General features: G+C 71.2%; 4 protein-coding genes. All 4 read left to right on the top strand.

Annotated elements, in window-relative coordinates:
• Positions 1-169 precede the first annotated feature (169 nt).
• Positions 170-2,128: an ABC transporter ATP-binding protein gene (locus ACIREI_RS26965; protein ID WP_403338018.1), complete on the top strand. Its 1,959-nt coding sequence runs from the start codon at positions 170-172 to the stop codon at positions 2,126-2,128.
• On the top strand, positions 2,125-11,577 hold the full coding sequence (locus tag ACIREI_RS26960) for an amino acid adenylation domain-containing protein (RefSeq protein WP_403337716.1): 9,453 nt from the start codon (positions 2,125-2,127) through the stop codon (positions 11,575-11,577). The genes ACIREI_RS26965 and ACIREI_RS26960 overlap by 4 nt, the downstream gene beginning before the upstream one ends.
• Positions 11,578-11,621: 44 nt before the next feature.
• On the top strand, positions 11,622-12,713 hold the full coding sequence (locus tag ACIREI_RS26955) for a prephenate dehydrogenase (RefSeq protein ID WP_403337713.1): 1,092 nt from the start codon (positions 11,622-11,624) through the stop codon (positions 12,711-12,713).
• Between the two features lie 190 nt (positions 12,714-12,903).
• The gene (locus ACIREI_RS26950; protein WP_403337710.1) at positions 12,904-25,194 is read left to right on the top strand and encodes an amino acid adenylation domain-containing protein; all 12,291 of its coding nucleotides are present in this window, start codon (positions 12,904-12,906) and stop codon (positions 25,192-25,194) included.
• Positions 25,195-25,200: the final 6 nt, after the last annotated feature.

The following is a 25,200-nucleotide window of genomic DNA, read 5'->3' as shown; positions in this document are numbered from 1 at the left end:
CGGGCGGCAAGCAGACGAGCCCTGGCCCGTGCGGCACAGACGCCGGCAACCGTGTCCAAGTGCCCGAAGTTCTCAGTTGGACTCACTCGTGGACATCGACGTGATTCAGCACGATTGGGATTCGCTGACTTCGTGCGTCGCGTTGTATGAGAGGGGCACCTGCGTGGAGATGGTGTTGCGCTTCCAGGGCATGAAGAAGAGTGCTGAAGACCCCGATCCCTGGCAGACCGACATACACCCGGGGACGGTGCGCAGAGTCCTCGCCTACTTTCGCCCGCACCTGCGCACGGTGGCGCTCTTCATCGCTGTCGCCGCATTGGAGGCGTTCGCCGTCGCCACCACTCCTTTGTTATTGAGGGAGCTCGTCGACAACGGCATCGTCAAGAACGACCGCGGGGTCGTCATCTCGACGGCATGCCTGACCGCGGGGCTCGCCGTGCTGGGCGCGGTGCTGTCGCTGGTGTCCGCCTACATCTCCGGGCGGATCGGGCAGGGGGTCACCCACGACCTCCGGGTACAGGCGCTCGACCACGTCCGGCGGCAGCCGCTCGCGTTCTTCACCCGCACCCAGACGGGGGTGCTGGTCGGTCGGCTGCACACCGAACTGGTCATGGTGCAGCAGCAGTTCACCGGCTTGTTGATGGCGGCCACCAGTGCGGTCATGGCCCTGGTGGTGCTGGCCGAGCTGTTCTACCTGTCGTGGCTCGTCGGCCTCATCACACTGGCCCTTGTTCCGCTGTTCATCGTGCCCTGGGTACACGTGGGACGGCAGATACAGCGGCGCACCCGACGGCAGATGGACGAGAACGCCGGCCTCGGCGGACGGCTCCAGGAGCGGTTCAACGTACAAGGGGCGATGCTCTCCAAGCTTTTCGGCCGTCCGGACGAGGAGATGGCCGAATTCGCGGATCGTGCCAAGAAGATCCGCACGATCGGGGTGAACCTCTCCGTCTGGGGCCGGGGCGCCTTCGTCATGATGACGCTGATGGCCTCGCTCGCCACGGCGCTCGTCTACGGGGTCGGTGGCGGGCTCGTGCTCGCCGGGGCGTTCCAGCTCGGCACGCTGATCGCCCTCGCCACCCTGCTCCAGCGACTGTTCGGGCCGATCACCCAGCTGTCCGGGATGCAGCAGATCGCGCAGGCCATCGTGGTGAGCTTCTCCCGGGTCTTCGAACTGCTCGACCTGAAGCCGTTGATCCAGGAGAGCCCCGATGCGGTCGCGCTCGCGAAAGACGTGCCGCCGGACATCGAGTTCGAGCGGGTGACGTTCCGCTATCCCACCGCGGACGAGGTCTCACTGGCGTCCTTGGAACATCTGCGGACCGATCGCGAGCGCGGGGAAGTGACGCCGGACGTCCTGCGCGACGTGAGCTTTCACGTGCGGGCCGGAACCCTCACCGCGCTCGTCGGCTCGTCCGGCGCGGGGAAGAGCACCATCACCCACCTGGTGTCCCGGCTGTACGACGCGAACTCCGGGACCGTTCGCGTCGGCGGACACGACCTGCGGGACCTCACCTTCGACTCGCTCCGCGAAGCGGTGGGGGTGGTCAGCCAGGACGCCTACCTGTTCCACGACACGATCCGGGAGAACCTGCTCTACGCCCGCCCGACCGCCACCGAGGACGAGCTGATCGAGGCATGCAAAGGGGCCCAGATCTGGGATCTGATCGCCTCCCTTCCCAGTGGGCTCGACACCGTCTCGGGCGATCGCGGCTACCGCATGTCGGGGGGGGAGAAGCAGCGGCTGTCCATCGCCCGGCTGCTGCTGAAGGCACCCTCGATCGTCGTGCTGGACGAAGCCACCGCGCACCTGGACTCCGAGTCGGAGGCGGCCGTCCAGCGAGCACTCAAAATCGCCCTGCGCAGCCGTACCTCGCTGGTCATCGCCCACCGGTTGTCCACGATCCGCGAGGCCGACCAGATTCTCGTGATCGACGACGGACAGGTCCGCGAACACGGGACGCACGAGGAGTTGCTGGCCGCAGACGGCCTGTACGCCGACCTCTACCGCACACAGTTCGCCAAGCCGGCGGGCAACGGCGCCGAGCCCGCCGGACTCGGGACCGGGCTCGGACCGGACAACGCACTCCGGCCGGTGCCTCAGGTGGTTCGTGAAGGAGAACGATGAATTCCACAGCGCAAGCCACACCGACGGTGCTGGAGCTGTTCGCCTCGCACGTGGACCGGACCCCCGACGCGGTGGCCGTCGTCGACGGTGACCGGGCTCTGACGTACCGGCAACTCGATCAGCACGCGGGCCGGCTGGCCGGGCGCCTTGTCCGTCGGGGCGTGTGCCGCGGCGACCGCGTCGCGGTCATGATGGACCGTTCCGCCAACCTGCTGGTGGCGCTGCTCGCGATATGGAAGACGGGGGCGGTGTACGTGCCCGTGGACGCCGCCTGGCCGGCGCGGCGGGTGGCGTTCATGGTGGCGGACGCAGGGGTCTCCCTGATGGTGTGCTCAGCCGCGCGGCGCGACGGCGTACCGGACGGGATCGAGTCGATCGAGGCGGACGCCGGCACGGACGAGGGCGCGTACGCCGCGGCGGCGATCACGGTGCGCCCGGGCGATCTGGCCTACGTGATGTACACCTCCGGCTCGACGGGTACCCCGAAGGGGGTGGCCGTCCCGCACCGCAGCCTGGTGGAGCTGGTGGAGAGTTCCGGCTGGGCGATGGAGCCCGACGATGCGGTCCTCATGCACGCGCCGTACGCCTTCGACGCTTCCATGTTCGAGATCTGGGTGCCGCTCGCGTGGGGCGCCCGTGTGGTGATCGCCGGGCCGGGGCCGGTGGATGCCCGGCGCCTGCGGGAGTTGGTCGCGGCCGGGTTGACGAGGGCGTATCTGACCGCCGGGAACTTCCGCGCGGTGGCGGAGGAGTCGCCGGAGTCGTTCGCGGGCCTGCGTGAGGTGCAGACCGGTGGCGACCAGGTGCCCGCGCACGCGGTGCACAGGGTGCGGGAGGCCTGCCCCCGGGCGCGGATCCGGCACCTGTACGGCCCGACCGAAGCGACTGTGTGGGCGACGTGGCATGTGCTCGAACCAGGCGACGTGATGGGTCCGGCGTTGCCGATCGGACGCTCCCTGCCGGGCCGCCGGGCTCAGGTGCTCGACGAGTTCCTTCGGCCCGTGGGGCCGGGCGTGGTCGGGGAGCTGTACCTCTCCGGCGCCGGTCTGGCGGACGGCTACCTGAACCGGCCGGGTCTGACGGCGGAGCGGTTCGTGGCGGATCCGTACGCACCCGACAGCGCCTCCGAGGAGGGCGGTGACCAGGTGACGGGCGGACGGATGTACCGGACCGGGGACCTCGCCCAGTGGACCGCCGACGGTGAGCTGCTGTTCGCGGGCCGGGCCGATCACCAGGTGAAGATCCGCGGGTACCGGATCGAGCCCGGCGAGATCGAGGCCGCGCTGACGGCTCAGACGGGCGTCCACGACGCCGTGCTCGTGGCGGTCGACGGGCGTCCGATCGGTTATGTGGTGGCGGAGGGGGACGTGGACCCCGAACTCATCCGCGCGCGCCTCGCGGCACACCTGCCGGAGTACATGGTGCCGGCCGCAGTGATCGTGATGGACGCGCTGCCGCTGACCGGCAACGGCAAGGTCGACCGAGCGGCGTTGCCCGCGCCCGAGTTCGCGGCGAGTGCGACCGGCCGTGAACCCGTGACCGAGGCGGAGCGCGTCCTGTGCGCTCTCTTCGCCGAGATGCTCGGCCAGGAGCGGGTCGGTGTCGACGACGGCTTGATCCAGTTGGGCGGGGACTCGATCGTCGCGATGCGCATGGCGGCACGTGCGTTCAAAGCCGGCCTGCTGGTGACACCCGCCCAGATCCTCAAGGAGCAGACCCCCGCACGGCTGGCGGCCGTGGCGCAGGCCGTCCAGGCTGATCGCCCCGTCGACCGGCCGCTGATCGCTCTGACCGCGCAGGACGAGGCGGAGCCGGCGGTCGCCGATCCGGAGGCGGAGGAGGTCTGGCCGCTGACACCGCTCCAGGAGGGGCTGGTCTTCCAGTCGACCCTCGATGATCAGGGCCGCGAGGGTCACGGTCATGATGAGCAGGGTCGCGGTGATCAGGGACGCGACATCTACCAGGTGCACTGGCTCGTGGAGCTGACCGGACCGCTGGACGCGGCCCGGCTGCGGGCCACGTGGGAAGCGGTCTTCGCCCGCCACCCCCAGCTGCGGCCGAGCTTCCATCGACTCCCGTCGGGCAGGACGGTGCAGGTCGTCCACCGGCACGTCACCTTGCCGTGGCAGGAGGTGGATCTGACGGGCGCGAGCGACGTCGATGAGGCCGTCGACGCCCTGGTCGAACGGGAACGGGAGAAGCGGTTCGATCTCGCCGAGGCTCCGCTGGCCCGGCTGGTGCTGGCGCGGATCGCAAAGGACCGGCACCGCCTGCTGGTCGTCATCCACCACACCCTGATCGACGGTTGGTCGGTGGCGGTCATCCTCAACGAGGTGGCCGAGGCGTACACGGCCGGCGGGCAGCTTCCCGCCCGGCCGGGTTCGGCCTCCTACCGGGATTACTTGGCTTGGCTGGACCGGCAGGACAAGGACGCGGCGCGTGCGGCCTGGCGGGCGGAGCTGTCCGGTCCGGACGAGCCATCGCTGGTCGCGACAGCGGCCCCCGCGGCCGACTACGACCACCGCGTCGTCCACCTGTCGACGGATCTGCACACCCGGCTGACACGGTTGGCCCGCGACCACGGGCTGACGCTGAACACGGTGGCACAGGGCGCGTGGGCGATGGTCCTGGCACGGCTTCTGCGGCGGACCGATGTGGTCTTCGGCGCCACGGTCGCCTGCCGTCCCGCGGTGCTCCCGGGTGTGGAGTGGATGCCGGGCCTCATGATGAACACGGTGCCGGTCCGGGTGCCACTGGGCGGCGGACAGTCGGTTGTGGACATGCTCACCGCGTTGCAGCACCGGCAGACGGCCCTGATCCCGCATCAGCATCTGGGGCTGCCGGAGATCCAGAAGGCGGCCGGCCCTGGCGCGGCGTTCGACACGTTGCTGGTGTTCGAGAACTATCCGCGCGACTTCGCGGGCCGGTTCACGTATCTGGGCACGGTCGAGGGGACCCACTATCCGCTGACCCTCGGCATCATCCCGGGAGATCATTTCCGGATCCAGCTCAGCTACTGGCGCGGGCAGATCCGGGAGAGCGTCGCCGAGTCGGCTCTGCGGTGGTTCGTCGATGCGCTCGCCGCGCTGGTCGCCGATCCGTCCGGACTGGTGGGGCGGGTGGGTGTGGCCGAGGGCCACGCTCATGACGCGGGCCCGGCGTTGGTGGCGGGGCAGCCGTTGCCGGCCTTGGTGAGGCGGGTGGTGACGGAGCGGTCCGACGACGTGGCGGTGGTGGACGGTGCGGGTGAGCTGTCGTTCGGGGGGCTGTGGGACCGGGCGGTGGGACTGGCCGCTGTGCTGCGGGCCCGCGGGGTCGGGCCGGAGCGCCGGGTGGGCGTGGTGGTGGAGCGGTCGTCGTGGTGGCTGGTCGGAATTCTGGGCGTGTCATTGGCGGGCGGTGCGTTCGTTCCGGTGGATCCGGCGTATCCGGCCGAACGTGTGAAGTGGATGCTGGACGACGCCGATCCGGTGTCGGTGGTGTGTGTGGGAACGACACGGCCGGCAGTGCCGGAGGAGTTCGCGGACCGGCTGGTCATGGTCGACGAGGTCGATCTGTCGGGGGGCTCGGAGGCGGGGCTGCCGCAGGCGCGTCCGGGTGACGCGGCGTATGTGATGTACACGTCGGGCTCGACGGGCGCTCCGAAGGGGGTCGTCGTCTCCCACGCGGGGCTCGGCAACCTGGCGGCGGCGCAGATCGACCGGTTCGGCGTGTCGCCGTCGTCACGGGTCCTGCAGTTCGCGGCGCTGGGCTTCGACGCCATGGTGTCGGAGGTGCTGATGGCCTTGCTGTCGGGGGCGACGCTGGTCATGGCGCCGGCGCGGGACCTGCCCCCGCAGGTGTCGCTGGCCGAGGCGCTGGAACGGTGGCAGGTCACACATGTGACGGTTCCGCCGTCGGTGCTGGGCACGGCCGACGCCTTGCCGGACGCGCTGCGGACGGTGGTGGTGGCGGGGGAGGCCTGTCCGCCGAGCCTGGTGGACCGCTGGTCCCGGGGGCGGCGGCTGATCGACGCCTATGGCCCGGCCGAGGCCACGGTATGCGCGGCGATGAGTATGCCGTTGACGGCGGGGCGGGATGTGGTCCCGGTCGGGACGCCGATCCCGGGGGGCCGTTGTTATGTGCTCGACGCGTTCCTGCTTCCGTTGCCGCCGGGGATCGCTGGTGAGCTGTACGTGGCCGGAATCGGGCTGGCCCGCGGCTATCTGGGCCGCGCGGGGCTGACAGCGGAGCGGTTCGTGGCCGATCCGTTCGCCCCCGGTGAGCGGATGTACCGGACAGGGGATCTGGCGTACTGGACGAGCCAGGGTGAGCTGGTGTTCGCAGGGCGCGCCGACGACCAGGTCAAAGTCCGTGGGTTCCGGATCGAACCCGGCGAGATCGAGTCCGTCCTGTCCGACCACCCACGGGTCTCCCAAGCCGCCGTGACCGTCCGCGCGGACCGACTCCTCGCCTACGTTTCACCGGGCGATGTCGATCCGCGGGAGGTCCGCGAAAGGCTTGCCTCCCGGTTGCCCCAGCACATGGTGCCCGCGGCGGTGATACCGCTGGACGCGCTGCCGGTGACGGCGAACGGGAAGATCGACCGGGGCGCGCTGCCCGATCCCGATTTCGCCGCCGCGAGCGAGGGACGGGAGCCGGCCACGGAGGCCGAGCGGGAGCTGTGCGGCCTCTTCGCCGAGGTGCTCGGTCTCGACCGGGTCGGTGCGGACGACGGTTTCTTCGAGTTGGGCGGGGATTCGATCCTCGCGATGCAGCTGGCGTCGCGGGCGCGGCACGCCGGTCTGACGTTCACCTCGCGGGATGTCTTCGCGTGCAGGACGCCGGAGCGGCTCGCCCGGCTGGCGGCGCGATCGCCGCTGGCGCACAGTGCTGGTTCCCCCACGGCTGACGGTGTGGGCGGTGTCGCATGGACGCCGGTCATGCGGATGCTGGGGGACGGGGTGGCGGGGGCGGGGTTCGCCCAGTGGGCGGTGGTGGGTGCGCCACCGGATCTGACGCAGGACGTGCTGGCAGCGGGGCTGGCGGCGCTGGTGGAAGCGCACGACATGTTGCGTGTGCGGGTGGAGCCGGGGCGGCTGGTGGTGGGTGAACCGGGGTCGGTGGACCCGTCCGCCTTGGTCACGCGCGCAGAGGCGGCCGGACGCCGACTGGACGAGGCCGTGCAGGACGCGGCCCGGGGAGCGGTGGAACGGCTCGATCCCGCGGCGGGTGTGGTGGTACAGGCGGTGTGGGTGGACGGCGGGCCGGATCGGCCGGGACGGGTGGTGGTGGCGGTACATCACCTGGCGGTCGACGGGGTGTCGTGGCGCATCCTGCTGCCGGATCTGCAGGCCGCCTGCGAGGCGGTGGCCGCCGGACGGGCTCCGCGGGTGGAACCCGTGGCGGTGTCGTTCAGGCGGTGGGCCGGCCTGTTGGAGGAGTCGGCTCTCTCCGCCGAGCGGGTCGGCGAGTTGGCGGCGTGGAAGGCGATCGTCGGTCAGGAGGACCGGCCGGTCGGTGCGCGTGGGCTGGCCCCGGGCCGGGACGCGGGCGGCGCCGTGCGCTCGCGGTCGTGGGTCGCGCCGAAGGCGGAGACGTCGGTGCTCATCGGGCGGGCCCCCAAAGAATTCCACTGCGGGGCGCATGAAGTCCTGCTGGCCGGGCTGGCCGGCGCGGTGGCGCGGTGGCACGGCGAGGACGCGCTGTTGGTGGATGTGGAGAGCCATGGCCGTCATCCCGTCGACGGGGCGGATGTCTCCAGGACCGTGGGCTGGTTCACCAGCGTGCATCCGGTGCGGCTGGATGTGACGGGGATCGACCTGGCGGATGTGGTGAGCGGTGGTGCGGCGGCCGGACGCCTGCTGAAGGTGGTCAAGGAGCAGTCGCGGGCGGTGCCCGGCGACGGGCTCGGCTACGGGTTGCTGCGCTATCTCAACCGTGAGACCGGGCCGATTCTGGCGGTATTGCCCTCGCCCCGGATCGGGTTCAACTACCTGGGCCGGTTCGCTGTCGATGACCACAACGGCGTGCGGGCATGGCAGTTGGCCGGGGACATCGGCAGTTCGATGGATGCGAGCACGGAGCTGCCGCACGCGGTGGACGCCAACGCGGTCGTCCAGGACCGGCCGGACGGTCCGCAGCTGACGCTCACCCTGGAATGGCCGGACGGTCTGCTCGACGAGGCCGAGATCGAACGACTGGGCCAGGAATGGCTGGACATGTTGTCCGGGCTGGCCCGTCAGGCGGACGATCCGGCCGCGGGCGGACACACCGCGTCCGACTTCGGCCTCGTCGACCTGGAGCAGGACGAGATCGAGGCCCTCGAGGCCGAACACGCGGGCACCGGCGGGCTGGCCGAGGTGCTGCCGCTCTCCCCGTTGCAGCACGGGCTGGCCTTCCACGCCGACTACGTGGGCGACGGCGTCGACGTCTACACCGCACAGGCGGTACTGGACCTGACCGGTCCGCTGGACACACAGCTGCTGCACACGTCGGTGCGCGGGCTGCTGGACCGGCATGCCAATCTCCGGGCCGGATTCCGGCACAGCGCCGCCGGGGTCCCCTACCAAGTGATCGCCGGCACCGTGGAGGTGCCATGGACCCAGGTGGACGTGGCGCGATCGGCATATCCGCAGGCCGAGGCGGAGGCGGTGGCCGCGGCCGAACGGACACGCCTGTTCGAACTGGCCCGCCCCCCGCTGCTGCGGTTCGTGCTGATCGCGGTGGGACAGGACCATCACCAACTGGTGCTGACTTCTCATCACATCCTGCTCGACGGCTGGTCGATACACCTGCTACTGGATGAACTGTTCAAGCTGTACGACAACGGAGCGGACCCGCTCGCGCTGGCCCCGGTGACGCCGTACCGGCAGCACCTGGTCTGGCTGAGCGAAACCGATCGGGACGCCGCGACGACCGCGTGGCGCGACGCTCTGGCCGGCCTGCCGGAGCCGACCCTGATTGCGGCGGACCGGCCGGTGCCGGTCCAGATGTCCGCACAGATCTGGGCCGCGCTGGACGAGGCGTTCTTCGAGGCGCTGACGGCGCGGGCCCGTGAGTTCGGCGTCACGGTCAGCACACTGCTGCAGGCGGTGTGGGGCGTGGTGCTGGCGGCGATGACCGGCCGCGACGATGTGGTGTTCGGCTCGGTGGTGTCCGGGCGCTCGGCCGGGCTCGACGGAATCGAGACCATGGTCGGACTCTTCATCAACACCGTCCCGGTCCGGGTACGGATGCGGCCGCAGCACACCTTCACCGAGCTGGTGCGGCGCCTGCAGGACGAGCAAACAGCGGTGCTGCCCCATCACCACCTGGGGCTCACCGACATCCAGCAGGCCGCCGGGCTTGGGCAGCTGTTCGACACCCTCTTCGTCTACGAGAACTACCCCAAGCCCGCCGCGATCGGTGACGAAGACGCCGACGCGGAACCGGACCGGCTGCGTGTGCGGGGTGTGACCGACGCCGACTCCACCCACTACCCCCTGGCCCTGACGGCCATCCCGGGCGACGGCCTGCGGCTGCGGCTGGAACGCCAGCCGGCGCTGGTCACCGCCGCGCAGGCCGACGCCGTGCTCGACCGGTTCACGCAGGTGCTCGAAGCCCTGATCGCCGCGCCGCAGGTGCCGCTGTCCATGGTGCCGGTCCTGACCGACTCCGAACGGCAACAGCTGGGGGCGTGGAACGACACTGCGGCGAAGGTGCCCGCGCAGACGCTGCCGGAGTTGTTCGCCGCGCAGGTCGCCGCCACCCCCGAGGCGACTGCGGCGGTCTTCGGGAACCAGTCGCTGACCTACGCCCAGCTCGATGCCCGCGCCGACCAGTTCGCCCACTGGCTCATCGATCACGGGGTCGGACCCGAGGACCGGGTCGCGATCATGTTGCCTCGCCGCCTGGAACTGGTCGTCGCCGTGCTGGGTGTCAGCAAAGCCGGCGCGGCCTGGCTGCCCATCGACGCGAACTACCCCCAGGCGCGCATCGACTACATCCTCGCCGACGCGCAGCCGGCGGTCGTGGTGGACGAGTCGGTGGTGCGCGAGGTCGGCCACTGCCCCACCGGTCCTGTGCGGTCGCGGGCGGTGCCCGAGAACGCGGCCTACGTCATTTACACCTCCGGTTCCACCGGACAGCCCAAGGGCGTGGTGGTCACCCACACCGGTCTGGCCAGTCTGGCCCGCAGCCTGGCCGAGCGGCTGGACCTGACCGCGCGGAGCCGGGTTTTGGCGCTGGCATCGCCGAGTTTCGATGTCTCGGTGCTGGAACTGCTCATGGCGATCGGCGGCGGCGCGGCCCTGGTGGTTCCGCCCGAGGGTGTGGTGGCCGGTGGAGAGCTGGCCGAGGTATTGGCCGGCCAGGAGATCAGCCACGCGTTGATCCCGCCCCCCGTGCTGGCCACCGTGCCCGCAGTACCCGAGACGGTACTGCCGTGCCTGGTACTGGGTGTGGCGGCGTGTCCTCCTGAACTCGTGCACCGGTGGTCGCCCGGGCGCCGGATGATCAACACCTATGGGCCGACCGAGGCCACCATCGCCATGACCATCGGCCCGGACATACCGCCCGGTGATGAGATCCCGCCGGTCGGCCATCCGACCGCGAACGCGCGTGCCTTCGTGCTGGACTCGTGGCTGCGTCCGGTGCCACCGGGTGCGGTGGGCGAGTTGTACATAGCCGGCGTGGGTGTGGCGCGGGGGTATCTGGGACGAGCGGGGCTGACCGCGGCACGCTTCGTGGCCGATCCGTTCGGTTTCGGCGAGCGGATGTACCGGACCGGGGACCTGGTCCGCTGGAACCCGGAAGGGGAGTTGGTCTTCGTCGGCCGTGTCGACGACCAGGTGAAGGTGCGGGGGTTCCGCATCGAACCCGGTGAGGTCGAGGCGGCGCTGCTGGCGCAGGAGTCGGTGGGACAGGCGGTGGCGGTGGTCCGCGCCGGCCGCGCCGGCGAACGGCTGGTGGGATATGTGACCGCCGCCGGGGAGAGCGCGGTGGATGCCGTCGCGGTGCGCGAGGGCGTGGCGGCCCGGCTGCCGGAGTACATGGTGCCGGCGGCGGTGGTGGTGCTCGATGCGCTGCCCCTTACGGCGAACGGGAAGGTCGACCGCAAGGCGTTGCCGGAACCCGACTTCAGCGGACGCGTCTCGGACAGGGAGCCGGTCACGGAGGTCGAACGGATGCTGTGCGATCTGTTCGCCGAGGTGCTCGGTCTGCCACGGGTCGGTGCGGACGACAGCTTCTTCGAGCTGGGCGGGGATTCGCTTCTCTCGATGCAACTGGCGGCGCGGGCCCGCCGTGACGGCATGGTCTTCGGCTCACGGGAGGTGTTCGAACATCGCACGCCCGCGGGCATCGCCACGATCGTGCAGCTGGGCGCGGACGACCCCGCTGCGGGCGGAGACCTCACCGCTGACGTCGACCTCCTCGACCTGGACCAGTCGGAGATCGACGCGTTCGAGGCCGAGTTCGACCACCAGTAGGACCGCCGATCCCGCCGCTCGTGCGGGCAACCGAAGGAATGGATGTGGCCGTGATGCACTCCGCGCTGGTGATCGGCACAGGACTGATGGGTACGTCGGTGGCGTTGGCGCTGCGGGCGCGTGGCATGACCGTGTACCTCGAGGACGTCGACTCGGCGGCCGCCCGGACGGCCGCGTCGCTGGGCGCGGGTACGGTGCAGCCGCCCACGGAAACCGTCGACCTGGCGATCGTCGCCGTGCCGCCGCCACTGGTCGGCAAGGTGCTGGCGGACGCACAGGGCAGACACCTGGCGCGGCACTACACGGACGTGGCGAGTGTGAAGGCGGAAACGCAGCACGACATCATCGACCTCGCCTGCGACACCTCGTGCTACATCGGCGGACATCCCATGGCGGGCGCGTCGCGCAGCGGTCCGCTGAAGGCCCGGGGCGACCTCTTCGAGGGCCGCACCTGGGCGCTGACGCCGACGGCGGACACCGATACGGAGACGCTCAACACGGCACTGGAACTGGTGACGCTGTGCGGCGCTGTTCCCGTGCTGATGGAGGCGGCGGTGCACGACCGCGCGGTGGCGCTGGTGTCCCACGCGCCCCATGTGGTGGCGAGCCTGGTCGCGATGCGCCTGGAGAGCGCCGAGGAACGTGAGGTGAGTCTGGCGGGCCCAGGCCTACGGGACCTGACCCGGATCGCGGAGGCCGACCCTCAGCTCTGGCTGGACATACTGGGCGGCAACGCCACGGCCGTGGCCGACCTCCTGGACGAACTGGGCGCCGATCTGAGCGAGATGGTCGCCGGGCTGCGCGCCATGGCGGCGACGGACGAAGCCAAGCGCAACAGTGGCATGGTGACGGTCGGGACCATGCTGCGCAGGGGAGTGTCGGGCCGTGGCCGCATCTCCGGCAAGCACGGGAGCCGGCCCGAGCGGTTCGAATCGGTGACCGTGATGATCGGGGACCAGCAGGGCGAACTGGCACGGCTGCTGACGGACGCGGACCGCGCGGACGTCAACATCGAGGACATCCGCATCGAACATGCCACCGGCCGGCAGGCCGGCCTGGTCCATGTCAGCGTCGCTCCCGGCATGACGGCACCGCTGAGGGAAGCTCTGCGGACGGGTGGCTGGCACGAGCGCTGAAAACAGAAGCGACCGCGCCGATTGCGACTGGACATGTTGTCCGGGCTCGCCCGTCAGGTTGATGATTCTTCTGTGCGGCACGTTCCGCATTCGACGTCGACCCCCTCGACCTGGAAATGGGCGAGTGGAGGAATTCACGGCTCAGTTCGACGAAGCACGTCAATCCCACAACTGACCGAGGGAGACATTGATGGCCCAGTCGCGGATCGAGGACATCTGGCCGCTGTCGCCACTGCAGGCTGGGTTGCTCTTCCACGCGGTTTACGATGGCGAAGGACCCGACGTCTACATAGGCCATTGGATCCTGGACCTGGACGGGCCGCTGGACGCGGCTAGGCTGCGCGCGTCGTGGGAGGCGCTGCTGACGCGGCACGCGCCGCTCAGGGCCTGTTTCCGGCAGCGTGACTCGGGTGAGACGGTGCAGATCATCCTCAGGGAGGTGGAACTGCCCTGGCGGGAGGTCGACCTCTCGCACCTCGAGGACCCCGAGGAGGCCGTGCGAGAGCTGGCCGAGGAGGACCGGACGACGAGGTTCGACCTCGCGCGGGCGCCGTTACTGCGGTTGACCTTGATCCGTCTCGACAACCGTACGCACCGGCTGGTGATGACCTGTCACCACACGATCATGGATGGCTGGTCGCTGCCGGTCGTGGTCAACGAGCTGTCGAAGCTGTACCCCGCCCACGGCGATCCGCGGGCCCTGCCCGCGGTGACGTCGTACCGGGACTACCTCGCGTGGCTGAGCAGGCAGGACAAGGAGAGGGCGCTGTCGGCATGGGTGGCGCAGCTGCGCGGTGCCGAGGAGCCGACGCTGGTGGCGCCCGCCGATCCGGGGCGAGCGCCCGGCGTGCCGGAGAGCGTCGAGGTCGAGCTGTCCGAGACCCTCACGCGCTCGCTGGACGAGCTGGCCCGCAGTCATGGGCTGACGCTGAACACGGTGGTGCAAGGCGCGTGGGCGATGGTGCTGGCGCGACTGGCGGGCCGGACGGACGTGGTGTTCGGGGCAGCGGTGTCGGCGCGGCCGCCGGATCTGCCCGGCGTGGAGGAGATGGCGGGGCTGTTCCTCAACACCGTTCCGGTGCGCGTACGGCTCCGCGGTGCGATGCCCGTCATGGAGTTGCTTGCGCAATTACAGAAACAGCAGTCGGCGCTCATACCAGACCAGTTCGTGGGGTTGGTGGACATACAGCAGGCGGCCGGCCCCGGCGCGGTCTTCGACACCATGATTGTCTTCGAGAAGTTCCCCAATAAGCCCGCCGAATCGGACTCCGCGGGGAACTTCGGAATTCGCATACATCAGGGCCGGGCAGCCGCCCATTATCCGCTGACGCTGGTGTGTGTCCCTGGCGAAAAGATGCTCCTCAAACTCGACTATCTGACGGAGCTCTTCGACCGGACCACGGCGTTCTCCATCGCCGAGCGGCTGAAGGAGGTCTTGCGTCAGCTGACGGGTGCGGGCGACCTGACGGTGGCCGAGATCGACGTGACGAGCGCGGCCGAGCGGGAACTGGTGGTCGACGCATGGGGTGCGGCAGCCCCCCTGACGCCGGGCCGGCCGGCCCCGGAACTGTTCGGCCGTCAGGTGGAGCGCCGCCACGACAAGACGGCGCTCGTCCAGGGCGATCGGTCGATGTCGTTCGGGGAACTGGCCGAGCACGCGGAGCGGCTTGCCGGCTATCTGCGCGGCAGGGGAGTGCGGCGCGGGGACCGGGTGGCCGTCGTGCTGGACCGGTCGCCCGAGCTGATCGCGACGCTGCTCGCGGTGTGGAAGGCGGGAGCGGCGTACGTCCCCCTGGATCCCGCGTATCCGGCGGAACGCCTGAAGTTCATGCTCGCGGACGCGGAACCGGCGGCGGTGATCTGCGCGGCGGCATACCGGGATGTCGTGCTGGACGGAGGGCTCGATCCGATCGTCCTGGACGATGTCCGCACGCGGCAGGCGGTGGCGGAGTGCACACGCCTGTCCGTGGACGTACACGCGGACGACCTCGCGTACGTGATGTACACGTCGGGGTCGACGGGAACACCGAAGGGCGTCGCGGTGTCGCACGGCAGCGTCGCGGCGCTGGTCGGCGAGCCGGGATGGGCGATCGGCCCCGATGACGCCGTGCTGATGCACGCCTCGCACGCCTTCGACATCTCCCTGTTCGAGCTGTGGGTGCCGCTGCTGTCGGGTGCCAGGGTGGTGCTGGCCGGACCGGGCGCGGTGGACGGCGAGGCCCTGGCCGGACATGTGGCCGGCGGTGTCACGGCCGCCCACCTGACCGCGGGGACCTTCCGGGTGGTGGCCGAGGAGTCACCGGAGTCGCTCGCCGGTCTGCGCGAGGTGCTGACCGGTGGGGACGCGGTCCCGCCCGCGGCGGTGGAGCGGGTGCGGCGCGGCAGTCCTGGCGTGCGGGTGCGGCATCTCTACGGCCCGACGGAGGCCACGCTGTGTGCGACGTGGTGGCTGCTCGAACCCTGCGACGCGACGGGAACGGTGCTGCCGATCGGACGACCGCTCCCGGGGCGGCGAACCTACGTCCTCGACGCGCTCCTGCGACCTGTGCCGCCGGGCGTGGTGGGCGAGCTGTATGTCGCCGGAGCCGGTGTGGCGCAGGGCTATCTCGGCCGTGCGGCGCTGACGGCGGAGCGGTTCGTCGCCGACCCGTTCACTGCCGGCGGCACGGCTGCGCGCAGCGCCAGCGCGCCGGGTGAGCGGATGTACCGGACCGGGGACCTGGCGTACTGGACGGACCAGGGTGCGCTGGTGTTCGCCGGACGCGCCGACGACCAGGTCAAGATCCGCGGGTATCGGGTGGAGCCCGGCGAGATCGAGGTGGTCCTCGCCGGCCTGCCCGGTGTCGGCCAGGCGGTGGTGTCCGTACGGGACGAGCACCTGATCGGTTATGTGGTCGCCGAAACGGGGCACGACGCCGACCCGGAGCGGCTGCGCGAACAACTCGCCGCGACGCTGCCGGAGTTCATGGTTCCGTCCGCGGTGCTGGTGCTGGACCGACTGCCGTTGACGGTCAACGGAAAGGTGGACCGGCAGGCCCTGCCCGCACCTGACTTCGCCGCGAAGGCGGCCGGCCGGGGGCCGGAGACGCAGGCCGAGCGCATCCTGTGCGCGGTGTTCGCCGAAGTCCTCGGCCTGGAACGGGTCGGGGCCGAGGACAGCTTCTTCGAACTGGGCGGGGACTCGATCTCCTCGATGCAGGTGGCCGCCCGTGCGCGGCGCGAGGGGATCTCCCTCACCCCCCGGCAGATCTTCGAGCACCGGACCCCTGAGCGGCTCGCGGGACTGGCACAACAGGCCCCGACGACACCGGCACGGGATCGCTCCGAGGCGGTCACCGGCGTGGGAGACATCCCATGGACGCCGGTGATGCGTGCCCTTGGGGATGCCGCGGTACGCCCTGACTTCGTGCAGGCGAAAACCGTCGTCACCCCGGCACACCTGAATCCGGATGCCCTGGTGGGCGCCCTGCAGGCGGTGCTCGACGTGCACGACCTGCTGCGGGCACGGGTGGCGCCCGACGGACGGCTGTTCGTGGCCGAGCGCGGCGCGGTGGACGCGGCCGGCCTGCTCACGCGGGTGCCGGCCAAGGCCGGGAACCTCGACGAGCTTGCCGCGCGCGAGGCCAGGGCGGCGGCCGGCACGCTGGACCCGTCGGCGGGAATCATGGTGCGGGCCGTATGGGTCGACGCCGGAGCCGACCGGCCGGGCCGGCTGGCTCTGGTGGCACATCACCTGTCGGTCGACGCGGTCTCCTGGGGCATCCTGCTGCCGGATCTGCGCTCGGCGTACGACGAGGTGCTCTCCGGCGGGACCCCTGCCCTGGAGCCCGCGACGACCTCGTACCGGCACTGGGCGCGGCACCTGACCGAGCAGGCGTTCAGCGCGAGCACGATCGCTGAAGTCGATCACTGGGTCGCCGTACTGGGCGGTGCGGATTCGTCCCTCGTAAAGCAGACCGTAAAGCAGACCGGGCAGCCGCACTCCTGGTCACGGACGCTGACCGGAGCCACGGCGCGCAGTCTGGTGGCCCGGCTGCCGGGGGCTTTCCACTGCGGGATCCACGAAGTCCTGCTGGCGGGTCTCGGAGGTGCGGTGGCGCGGTGGCGCGGTACCGGCGCCGGAATCCTGGTGGACGTGGAAGGCCACGGCCGCCACGGCGCCGACGGAATGGATCTGTTGCGCACCGTCGGCTGGTTCACCAGCGTCCACCCGGTCCGCCTCGACGTCTCCGACGTCGACCTCGCTGCCGCGGCGGCGGGCAACGCTGCCGCCGGGCAGTTGCTGAAGGCCGTGAAGGAACAGGCCCGCGCCGTCCCCGGCGACGGCCTCGGCTATGGGCTGTTGCGCCATCTCAACCCCGAAACCGGGGCCAGGCTGGCCGAGTTGCCGTCCCCGCAGATCGGATTCAACTACTTCGGCCGCTCCGGCCTCGCCGCCGAGGACACTCCGTGGGAGGCGAGCGAGGAGTCGCTCGGCGGCGGCCCGTGGACGCCCTCGGCCCACCCGGTGGAGGTCGCAGCGGATGTCCAGGACACGCCCGCAGGACCCCGGCTGAGACTGGCCATCGACGGCAGGGACCTCGACCCCGACACGGTGGAGCGGCTCGGCGAGGCATGGCTGGAGATGCTGACCGGCTTCGCGGCACTGGCCGAGGATCCCGGCGCCGGCGGGCACACACCGTCCGACTTCGCCCTGGTGGAGCTGGTGCAGCGGGACGTGGCCGAGCTGGAGGCCGCGGTGCCGGGGCTGACGGACGTCTGGCCGCTGTCACCGCTGCAGGAAGGCATGCTCTTCGAACGGGCCGTCGACGCGGACGGCGTCGACGTCTACCAGAGCCAGCGGATCCTGGACCTCGAAGGGCCGCTCGACGCGCCACGGCTGCGTGCGGCGTGGCAACGGCTGGTCGCCCGGCACGCATCGCTGCGGACAAGCTTCCACCAGCTCGGATCCGGCGAAACGGTGCAGGCCGTCGCGGACGAGGTCGCTGTCCCATGGCGCGAGGCCGATCTGTCCCACCTCGACGAGGAGGCCGCCGCCGCGGAGGCCGACCGCCTGCTCGCACAGGATCAGGCCGAACGGTTCGACGTGACCAGGGCGCCGCTGCTCCGGCTGCTGCTGATCCGTCTCGGTGAGAGCACGCACCGGCTCATCGTGACGTCGCACCATGTCGTCCTGGACGGCTGGTCCACACCGATCGTCCTGGGTGAGATGTCGACGGGGTACGCGGGTGGACAGGGCCCGTCGACGGCGCCGTCCTATCGGGACTACCTGGCGTGGCTGCGCCGTCAGGACGTGGAGGCGACACGAGCGGCGTGGCGGGCCGAGCTCGCCGGGTCGGACGAACCGACCCTGACGGACGCCGACGCGGACAAGACGATGGTCATGCCGGACAGGCATGGCGCATGGCTGCCCGAGGAGACGACGCAGGCGCTCACCGACTTCGCGCGTGGCCATGGACTGACGCTGAGCACGATCGTGCAGGGCGCATGGGCGCTGGTGCTGGCTCGGCTGGCGGGCCGGACGGACGTGGTGTTCGGGACGGTGGTGTCGGGGCGTCCCGCGGAGGTGCCGGATGTCGAGCGGATGGTGGGGATGTTCATCAACACCGTCCCGGTCCGCGTGCGGCTCGAAGGCGGCCAGCCGGTGCTGGAGATGCTGCGGGACGTGCAGAGGCGCCAGTCGGCGTTGACGGAACACCAGTACCTGGGGCTGTCGGAGATCCAGCGGCTGGCGGGGGCGGGCGCAATCTTCGACACCCTCGTGATGGTCGCGAACTACCCGGACGACGACGCCGGTCCCGGCGACGACGGCGGCTTCGCGATCAGCTCGCTCCGCACCCGGACCGGTACCCCCTATCCGCTGACGATGAGCGTCTCTCCCGGAAACCGCCTGCGGATCGATGTGGCCTACCGGCCCGATCGCATCGACCGGGAAACGGCCGCCGAGGTCGCCGGGCAGGTCGTGCGGGTCATCGAACGAATCGTGGCGGAGCCCTCGCTTCCGGTGGGCCGCCTTGCCGTGACGCAGGCACCGACGCGCGCGGCGGTGCTGGAACACGGCGACGCGACCGGCGAAGCGGCCGGCCCGCAGTCGGTGCTGGAGCTGTTCCGGCAGCAGGCCGACAGGTCCCCGGACGCGGTGGCGGTCATGGCCGGGGGACGCACCCTGACCTACGCCGACCTCGACCGGAGATCGGACGGCCTGGCGGGGCACCTCGCCGGGCTGGGCGTGCGGCGCGGCGACTGTGTCGGCGTGGTGCTGGAACGCGGCGCGGACCTGTTCGTCGCCCTGCTCGCGGTCTGGAAGGCGGGGGCCGCGCAGGTACCGGTGAACGTGGGCCACCCCGCGGAACGGATCGACCGGATGCTGGCCGACGCCGGCGCACGGATGGCGCTCTGCGTGACGGCGACCCACGACGCGGTGCCGGACGGGGTCGAGCCGGTGATCATGGACGTACCGGCGATCGAGGAAGCGGAGCACCAGGCGCCGGTGCTCACGGTCGGGGCGCACGACGTGGCCTACGTGATGTACACGTCGGGATCGACCGGGGTCCCGAAGGGCGTCGCGGTGCCGCACGCAAGCGTGGCGGCTCTGGCGAGCGAGCCCGGCTGGTCGCAGGGCCCGGACGACTGCGTGCTGCTGCACGCGTCGCACGCGTTCGACGCGTCGTTGCTGGAGATCTGGGTGCCACTGGTCAGTGGGGCCTGCGTGCTGGTCGCGGAACCGGGCGCGGTCGACGCGCAGCGGCTGCGCGAAGCGATCGAACGAGGCGTGACCACCGCCCATCTGACGGCCGGGAGTTTCCGGGTGGTGGCCGAGGAAGCTCCGGAATCCTTCCGCGGGCTGCGCGAGATCCTGACCGGCGGGGACGCGGTACCCCTCGCGTCCGTCGCACGGGTGCGCCGGGCGTGCCCCGAGGTCCGGTTCCGGCAGCTCTACGGCCCCACCGAGACCACCCTCTGCGCCACGTGGCACCTCCTCGAACCCTGGGACGAAACGGGCGACACCTTTCCGATCGGCCGACCGCTGGCCGGACGGCGGGCCTATGTGCTCGATGCGTTCCTCCAGCCGGTGGCGCCCAACGTGACCGGCGAGCTCTACCTCGCGGGCGACGGCCTCGCGCACGGCTATCCGGGCGAGAGCGGGCAGACCGCGGAGCGGTTCGTCGCCGATCCGTTCGTCCCCGGCGACGCGGCGACGGGCGGGCGGATGTACCGCACCGGTGACCTGGCGCGCTGGACGGACCGGGGCGAGCTGCTGTTCGCCGGAAGGGCCGACTCCCAGGTGAAGATCCGGGGCCACCGCGTGGAGCCCGGGGAGATCGAGGCGGCCCTGGCCGAAGTCGCGCAGATCGCGCAGGCGGTCGTGGTGGCGCGTAAGGACCAGCCCGGCGAGAAGCGGCTGATCGCGTACGTGACCGCACAAGGGGATGCGCAACCGGATACCGACGCGGTCCGCGAGCACCTCGCGGCGCGGCTGCCGGAGTACATGGTGCCCGCGGCGGTGGTGGCGCTGGACGGCTTCCCGCTGACGCTCAACGGAAAGATCGACACTGCGGCCCTGCCGGCTCCCGAGTTCACCGCGAAGGCGGCCGGCCGTGAGCCGCGTACCGCGGATGAGCGGGTGCTGTGCGACCTGTTCGCCGAGATACTCGGGCTGGACCGGGTCGGCGCCGACGACGGCTTCTTCGAGCTGGGCGGCGACTCGATCCTGTCGATGCGGCTGGCCGCCCGCGCACGTCGCGAGGGCCTCGTCTTCGGGGCGAAGCAGGTCTTCGAGCGGAAGACGCCCGCGGGGATCGCGGCGGTCGCCGAGCGGGGCGGACCGGCGCCGGCCGACCTCGCCGACGGCGTCGGCGAGGTCCCGTGGACGCCAGTGGTGCGGGCCCTGCTCGAGCGCGACCCCCGCGCGATGACCCGGCGGGCACCGGCGCAGTGGGTGACCGTGGGCGCGCCCGACGACCTGTCCGTGGACGTGCTGGCGGCCGGACTCGCCGCGGTCATCGACACCCATGACATGCTGCGCAGCCGGATCGTGGAGACCGACGGGGAACAGCCCCGGCTGGTCGTGGCCGACCGGGCGGCGGTGGCCGCGGCGACGCTGGTCGAGCGGGTCGAGGCCGGCGTTGGTGACATGGACGAGATCGCGGAGCGCCGTGCCGGCGAGACCGCCACCCGGCTGGATCCCGCCGCCGGCGTGATGATCAGAGCGGTGTGGGTGGACGCCGGACCCGGCCGCCCCGGACGGCTCGTGGTGGTGGCGCACCATCTCCTGGCCGACGTCGTGTCGTGGCGCGTCCTGCTGGCGGACCTGCAGGCAGCGTGTGCGGCCGTGGCCGCGGGCCGGGAACCGGCGCTCGATCCGGTCGGCGTCTCCTACCGGCGCTGGGCACGGACACTGGCCGAGCAGGCGGCGATCCGGTCCGCGGAGCTGGAGACGTGGACGGCGATCCTCGACGGAGCGCCGTCGTGGCCGGGCGAGTTCGACCCCACGCGCGACACCATGTCGACCGCGGGACGCAGGTCCTGGCGGCTGCCGCGGGACAAGGCGGGCGTGCTCGTGGCGAAGGCGACCTCGGCCTTCCACTGCGGGGTTCACGAGGTGTTGCTGGCCACTCTGGCGGGCGCGGTGGCCCGGTGGCGCGGCGACCCGGCCGTCGTGGTGGACGTCGAGGGCCACGGCCGCCAGCCCATCGGTGACCTGGACCTGTCCCGGACCGTCGGCTGGTTCACCGACATACATCCGCTCCGGCTGGACGTGACCGGAATCGACACGGCCGAAGCCCTCTCGGGCGGCGACGCGGCAGGCAGGCTGCTGAAGAGCGTCAAGGAGAGCGTGCGCGCCGTGCCCGACGGCGGGCTCGGCTACGGGATGCTGCGTCATCTCAACGCAGAGACCGGGCCGGTCCTGGCGGCGCTGCCGAAGCCAGGTATCGGGTTCAACTACCTCGGCCGCTTCACGTCCCGGCCCGGCGGTGCCGCCGAGCCCTGGCAGACGGTGGGGACCATCGGCGGTACGACGGATGAGGACACGGCGCTGCGCCACGTCCTGGAGATCGACGCGGTCGTGCTGGACACCGCCGAAGGACCCGAGCTCGAGCTGACCGTGACCTGGGCCGGGCGCATCCTCGGCGACGCCGAGGCGGAGTCGCTCGTGCAGGGCTGGCTGTCCATGCTGGCCGGCCTCGCCGCCCACCTCGAGGCGGGCGGCGCCGGAGGGCACACGCCGTCCGACTTCCCGCTCACCGCGCTGACGCAGCGGGACGTGGCGGAGGTCGAGGCCGCCGTACCGGGCCTGCTCGACATCTGGCCGCTGTCCCCGCTCCAGGAGGGCCTGCTGTTCCACGCCGCCGACGAGCGCGGCCCGGACCTCTACGCCAGCATGCGCACCCTCGTCATCGAGGGACCGCTGGACGTCGCCCGCTTCCGCAGGTCGTGGCAGGTGCTGCTGGACCGGCACCCCGCCCTGCGGGCGAGTTTCCACCAGCTCGGGTCGAGTGCGACGGTGCAGGCGGTCGCCGCCGAGGTGACGCCGCCCTGGCAGGAGACCGACCTGTCCAATCTGCCCGAGGACGAGGCGCTGGCGGAAGTCGACCGTCTCGCGGCGGAGCTGCACGCCGAGCGGTTCGACCTGACCCGGGCGCCGCAGCTGCGTCTGCACCTGCTGCGGCTCGGTGAGCGCCGGCACCGGCTCGTCTTCACGTCGCATCACATCGCGGCGGACGGCTGGTCCCTGCCGCTCATCACCGGTGAGGTGCTCGCGGCGTACTACGCCGGCGGCGAGGGCCGGGCGCTGCCGGCCCCGACGTCGTACCACGACTACCTCGCCTGGACCGTGCGCCAGGACAAGACAGCTGCCCGGGAGGCGTGGCGGGCCGAACTCGCGGGGCTCGACGAGGCGACCCACGTCGTGCCACCGGAAACGATCATCGCGCCCGTCGAGCCGGACCGGGTCGCGTTCGCATTCGACGACGGCCTGAGCCGGCGCCTGGTGGAGTTCACCCGCCGGCACGATGTGACGGCGAACACGCTCTTCCAAGGTGTCTGGGCACTGTTGCTGGCCCGGCTGACCGGTCGCGACGACGTGGTCTTCGGCGCCGCGGTGGCCGGCCGTCCGCCCGAGATCCCCGGTGTCGAGTCCGCGGTCGGCCTGTTCATGAACATGCTGCCCGTCCGGGCCCGCCTGGCCGGCGCCGAACCCTTCCTCGACATGCTGGCGGACCTGCAGGAACGACAGGTCGCGTTGATACCGCACCAGCACGTCGGGCTGACCGAGATCAAGCAGCATGCCGGTCCCGGCGCGGCATTCGACACGATCGTGGTGTTCGAGAACTACCCGCCCCCGCCGCCCGCGTCCGACGAACCCGACGCACTCGTCATGCGTCCCGCGTCAATCCCGAACGACACCGGGCACTACCCACTGTCCATGCGCGCCTCCGTAGCGGGCCCCGTCCACGGCGAAGTCATCTTCCGCCCGGACGCCTTCGAAAGGACCCAGGTCGAGGACCTTCTCGCGTCGCTCCTCCGGGCTCTCGAACAGGTCGTGGCCGATCCGCGGACGCCCGTGGGACGGGTCGGCCTGATCGGACGCGAGCAACGCCGCCTGGTGGTGGACGAGTGGAACAGGACCGACGAACCGCTCGCGGCGCAGACGCTGCCGGAGCTGTTCCGCGGGCAGGCCGCGCGGACACCGGACGCGCCCGCCGTGCAGGACGCGGCGCGGAGTCTTTCGTACAGCGAACTGCTCGGCGAGGTCGAAGCGATGGCGCGACTGCTCGTGGGCCTGGGCGTGCGGCGTGAGGCCCGGGTGGGAGTACTGGTCGAGCGCTCGGCCGAGCTGGCGGTGACCCTGCTGGGGGTGACGTTCGCCGGCGGAGCGTTCGTACCGGTCGACCCGGACTATCCCCGCGAGCGCATCGAGTTCATTCTGGCGAACTCGGCGCCGCAGGTGCTGGTGTGCACGGAGACGACCCGAGCGGCCGTACCCGCGCAGTTCACGGGCACGGTGCTGGTGCTGGATGAGCTGCCCGCCGCCGACCCGGATGCCGAGCTGCCGCACGTGGCACCCGAGGACGCGGCGTACGTGATCTACACGTCGGGGTCGACAGGGGTGCCCAAGGGCGTCCTGGTCGCCCACTGCGGACTCGTCAACCTGGGGTACGCGCACATCGAGCGCATGGCCGTGACGTCGTCCTCGCGGGTCCTGCAGTTGTCCGCGATCGGATTCGACGCCATCGTCTCCGAGCTGTACATGACCCTGCTGGCCGGTGCGACCCTGGTACTGCCGGACGCGGCGAGCATGCCGCCCCGCGTGACCCTGGGCGACGCGATCCGCAGGGCGGACATCACCCACCTGACCGTGTCGCCCAGTGTGCTGGCGAGCGAGGACGACCTGCCGGACACCCTGCGGACAGTGCTGACGGGCGGCGAGGCGCTGCCGGCCGCGCTGGTGGACCGCTGGTCGCCGGGCCGCCGGGTGATCCAGGCCTACGGGCCGACCGAGACGACCATCTGCTCGACGATGAGCGCCCCGCTGGCGCCCGGCCACGATGTGGTCCCCCTCGGCGGCCCGATCCGCAACGTGCGGCACTACGTGCTCGACGCCTTCCTCCAGCCGGTACCGCCGGGGGTGGTCGGCGAGCTCTACATCACGGGCGTCGGACTGGCCCGTGGCTACCTCGGACGCCCCGGCCTGACGGCGGAGCGGTTCGTCGCGAGCCCGTTCGCCCCCGGTGAGCGGATGTACCGCTCGGGCGACCGGTTCCGCTGGAGCCCGGAGGGCCAGCTGATCTTCGCGGGCCGGGTCGATGCACAGGTCAAGGTGCGTGGATACCGGGTCGAGCCGGCTGAGATCGAGGCCGTGCTCGCGGAGCATCCCCAAGTTGGCCAGGTGGCGGTCGCCGTCCGCAGGGATGGACCCGGCGACAAGCAACTGGTGGCGTATGTCGTGCCTTCGGCCGACGCTTCCGGCGCGAACGGCACGCTGACCTCCGCCCTGCGCGAGCTGGCCGCCGAACGCCTGCCGGAGTACATGATGCCCGCGGCGTTCGTGACGCTGGACCACATGCCGCTCACCCCGAACGGCAAGCTCGACCACCGGGCGCTGCAGACCCCCGACTTCGCCGGGATGTCTTCGGGGCGGGAGCCGCGCACAGCGATGGAAGCGAGGCTGTGCGAGCTGTTCGCGGAAGTACTCGGCCTGGACCGGGTGGGCGCCGACGACAGCTTCTTCGAACTCGGCGGCGATTCGATCATCTCGATGCAGCTCTCGGCCCGAGCCCGCCGCAAGGGGCTGGAACTGAGCGCGTGGCAGGTGTTCGAGGAAAGGACACCGGAACGGCTGGCGGCGCTTGTCGCGGAACTCCCCGCCGCCGGCGATGCCACCGCGGCGCCGGAGACCTCGGCGGGCACGCTCGTCGATCTCTCGTCCGAGCAGATGCACCAACTCGAGGCCGGACTGGCCGATGAACAAGCGCTGTAAGGAGCA

The organism is Streptomyces sp. NPDC093591 (assembly GCF_044764885.1).
GTDB lineage: Bacteria > Actinomycetota > Actinomycetes > Streptomycetales > Streptomycetaceae > Streptomyces.
This window is presented reverse-complemented; position numbering and strand designations above follow the sequence as displayed.

What these genes read in the sequence shown, in the direction of transcription:
- ACIREI_RS26965 (WP_403338018.1), top strand. Translation starts at nt 170, where the DNA reads ATGGTGTTGCGCTTCCAGGGCATGAAGAAGAGTGCTGAAGACCCCGAT.
- ACIREI_RS26960 (WP_403337716.1), top strand. Translation starts at nt 2,125, where the DNA reads ATGAATTCCACAGCGCAAGCCACACCGACGGTGCTGGAGCTGTTCGCC.
- ACIREI_RS26950 (WP_403337710.1), top strand. Translation starts at nt 12,904, where the DNA reads ATGGCCCAGTCGCGGATCGAGGACATCTGGCCGCTGTCGCCACTGCAG.